Raw genomic sequence first — 3,322 nt, 5'->3', positions numbered from 1 at the left:
AGGACGGTCGCTTCGGTCCGTACGTCACCGAGCGCACGCCCGAGCCGGAACCCACGGTCGACCCGGCCACGGGCGAGGTCACCGAGGCCGCCCCCGCCGCTGCCGAGACCGGCACGACGACCACTGCGAAGAAGACCACGACCAAGAAGGCCACGACGAAGAAGGCCGCGGCGCCCAAGGAGCGCACCGCGTCCCTCTTCAAGTCGATGGACCCGCAGACGGTCGACCTCGAGACAGCCCTCAAGCTGCTCGACCTGCCCCGCACCGTCGGCAAGGACCCGGAGTCGGGCGAGGACATCACCGCGCAGAACGGTCGCTACGGCCCGTACCTCAAGAAGGGCACCGACACCCGGACGCTGCCGAGCGAGGACGCCATCTTCGACGTCGACCTCGCCGGGGCGCTGGAGTTGTTCGCGCAGCCCAAGTACGGCGCCAAGCGCTCCGCGACCGCCGCGCTCAAGGAGTTCGACGCCGACCCCGTGTCCGGCAAGCCGATCAAGGTGAAGGACGGCCGCTTCGGTCCGTACGTCACCGACGGTGAGACGAACGCCACGATCCCGCGCGGCGAGGACGTCGAGGACGTCGACTTCGAGCGGGCCAAGCAGCTGCTCGCGGACAAGCGCGCCAAGGGACCGGTGAAGAAGAAGGCGCCGGCCCGTCGGACCGCGGCCAAGAAGAAGTGACCGGACGGTTCATCACCCTCGAGGGCGGCGACGGCGCGGGCAAGACCACCCAGGCCGAGCGCCTCTCGGCGTGGCTGGGGGAACACGGCCGGACCGTCGTGCGGACCCGCGAGCCGGGCGGCACCGACCTCGGCGTCCGCATCCGCGAGATCGTCCTGCACGAACGTGGACACGTCGCGCCGCGGGCCGAGGCGCTCCTGTACGCGGCCGACCGGGCACACCACGTCGAGACCGTCGTCCGTCCGGCCGTCGCTCGCGGTGACGTCGTCCTCCAGGACCGCTACATCGACTCGTCGGTGGCGTACCAGGGTGTGGCGCGTGGCCTCGGTGCCGACCACGTCCGTGCGGTGTCGGACTGGGCGACGGGCGGGCTCGTCCCCGACCTGACCGTCCTGCTCGACCTCGACGTCACGGTCGGACGGGCACGGGTCGCTGCGGCCCGCGGGGACACGTTCGACCGGCTGGAGTCCGAGGCCGCCGCGTTCCACGAGTCGGTGCGGCGGGCGTTCCTCGACATGGCCGCCGCGGAGCCCGAGCGTTTCCTCGTCGTCGATGCTTCGATGCCCGCGGACGTCGTCCAGCAGGCCGTCCGTGCAGCGGTCGGCCCGCTCGTCGGGATCGACCAGGCATGACGGTGGTCGCTGCGAGGATGTCCGCATGAGCGTGTGGGACGGCCTGACGGGGCAGGAGGAAGCCGTCGCGGCGCTGCGTCGCGCGGCCGAGTCGCCCGAGGGCACCGGGGGCATGACCCACTCGTGGCTCATCACCGGGCCGCCCGGGTCCGGCCGGTCCAACGTCGCCTCGGCCTTCGCCGCGGCGCTCGTCGGCGACGGTCCGGACGACGACCACACCCTGCGCCAGATCACGGCGAAGACCCACCCGGACGTCTCGGTCCTGACCACCCAGCGCGTCATCATCACCATCGACGAGATCCGGCAGCTCGTGACGTCGTCGTACTACTCGCCGTCGGTCGGCCGCTACCGCGTCGTGATCATCGAGGACGCCGACCGCATGACGGAGCGCACCTCGAACCTGCTCCTCAAGGCGCTCGAGGAACCGCCGGAGCGCACCGTGTGGATCCTCTGCGCCCCGAGCGAGGCCGACCTGCTGCCGACGATCCGCTCGCGCGTCCGGTCCGTCCGGCTCCGGGTGCCCGGCGTCGAGTCCGTCGCGGACCTCCTGGTCGCCCGCACCGGGGTCGACCGTCCGCTCGCGATGGACGCGGCCCGGCAAGCCCAGAGCCACATCGGGATGGCCCAGCGGCTGGCGACGAGCGCGGACGCCCGCGATCGTCGACGGCGCACCCTGATGACCGTGCTCGGCGTGCGGAGCGTCGCCGACGCGGTGACTGCGGCCGCCGACCTCCTCGCCGTCGCGGACGAGGACGCCAAGGCCATCACGCAGGAACGCGACGGCGAAGAGCGCGACGCAGCCCTGCGGTCGCTCGGGGTCGAGCCCGGGGGCACGATCCCGCCGGCCCTGCGGTCGCAGTTGCGCGCGCTCGAGGACGACCAGAAGCGCCGAGCGACGCGGAGCCTCCGTGACGGCCTCGACCGCATCCTGGTGGACGTGTCGTCGTTGTACCGCGACCTCCTCCTGCTCGGCCTCGGGGCACCGGCCGAGCCCGTCAACCTGTCGATGCGCGACGAGCTCGAACGGGCGCTGCCGAGCGTGCCGCCGGCCGCTGCGCTCGAGGTCCTCGACGCGGTCACGACGGCACGGACCCGGATCGCCGCGAACGTCGCCGCGCTCCTCGCGCTCGAGGCCCTGCTCGTGACGATCGCGCGCGCGGTCCGCTGACCCAGCCGCGCGGGACCCGGCCCGACCGCCGCGCGGGACCCGGCCCGACCGCCGCGCGGGACCCAGCCCGACCGCCGCGCGGGACCCGGCCCGACCGCCGCGCGGGACCCGGCCCGACCGCGTCGTGGCACAAGGAACGCCCAGCGTGACCCGGCCCGACCGCCTCGTGGCACAAGGAACGCCCAGCGCGACCCGGCCCGACCGCCTCGTGGCACGAGGAACGACCGCCGAGCGCGACCCGCCCCACGACCCCGACCCGCGCCTCCCGTCCGCCCGTCCCGAAGACGCGAGGAGACGCGCCTGACGCAACCCACAGCCTCCCGTCCGACCGCGCGTGGGAGAATCGCGGCATGTCCGACGCAGCCCCCGGCCTGCGCGAGCGGAAGCGCCTCGCCACCCGACTCGCGATCCAGCAGGCCGCCCTGCGCATCGCCGTCGAGGACGGCCTCGCCGCCGTGACCGTGGACGAGATCTCCCGCCGCGCCGACGTCTCACCGCGCACGTTCTTCAACTACTTCCCGAGCAAGGAGCAGGCGCTCCTCGGCGACGACCCGACCCTGCCGGACGACGCGACGCTCGCCGAGTTCGTGGCGGGCGGCCCGTCCGGGGACCTGCTGCGCGACCTCGGGAGCCTCCTGGTGCACTCGACGCAGGCCCTGATCGACGAGCGCGGCCTCATCGCCGAGCGGCAGGAGGTCCTGCGGGAGAACCCGGAGCTCTTCTCCCGGCGCATGGCGTCGATGAAGGAGTTCCAGCACGAGATCGAGTCGGCCGTGTCCCGGCGGCTCGAGGACGGCGAGCCGGACCCCGACGCGCGCCGGCGACAGGCGCGGCTGCCT

The 3,322-nt window shown here is 73.6% G+C and carries 4 protein-coding genes; all 4 read left to right on the top strand.

The genetic code is table 11. The features are described from left to right. A partial coding sequence (locus I59_RS04105; RefSeq protein WP_031272816.1) for a topoisomerase C-terminal repeat-containing protein occupies positions 1-683 on the top strand: 683 nt, incomplete at its 5' end. Further along, entirely contained in the window at positions 680-1,315 is a 636-nt protein-coding gene (tmk, locus tag I59_RS04100) for a dTMP kinase (RefSeq protein ID WP_022902783.1), read from the top strand. The genes I59_RS04105 and tmk, both read left to right, overlap by 4 nt. Before the next feature lie 25 nt (positions 1,316-1,340). Then, positions 1,341-2,483 carry a DNA polymerase III subunit delta' gene (locus I59_RS04095; protein WP_022902782.1) on the top strand — a complete coding sequence of 381 codons (1,143 nt, stop codon included), beginning with the start codon at positions 1,341-1,343 and terminating at the stop codon, positions 2,481-2,483. 350 nt (positions 2,484-2,833) lie between these two features. Further along, the coding region (locus I59_RS04090) for a TetR/AcrR family transcriptional regulator (RefSeq protein ID WP_022902781.1) at positions 2,834-3,322 on the top strand (489 nt) is incomplete at its 3' end.

Source organism: Curtobacterium sp. B8, from assembly GCF_000333315.1.
Taxonomy (GTDB): domain Bacteria; phylum Actinomycetota; class Actinomycetes; order Actinomycetales; family Microbacteriaceae; genus Curtobacterium; species Curtobacterium luteum.
Note: the sequence above shows the minus strand (reverse complement) of the source record. Positions and strands in the feature narration are given on the sequence as shown.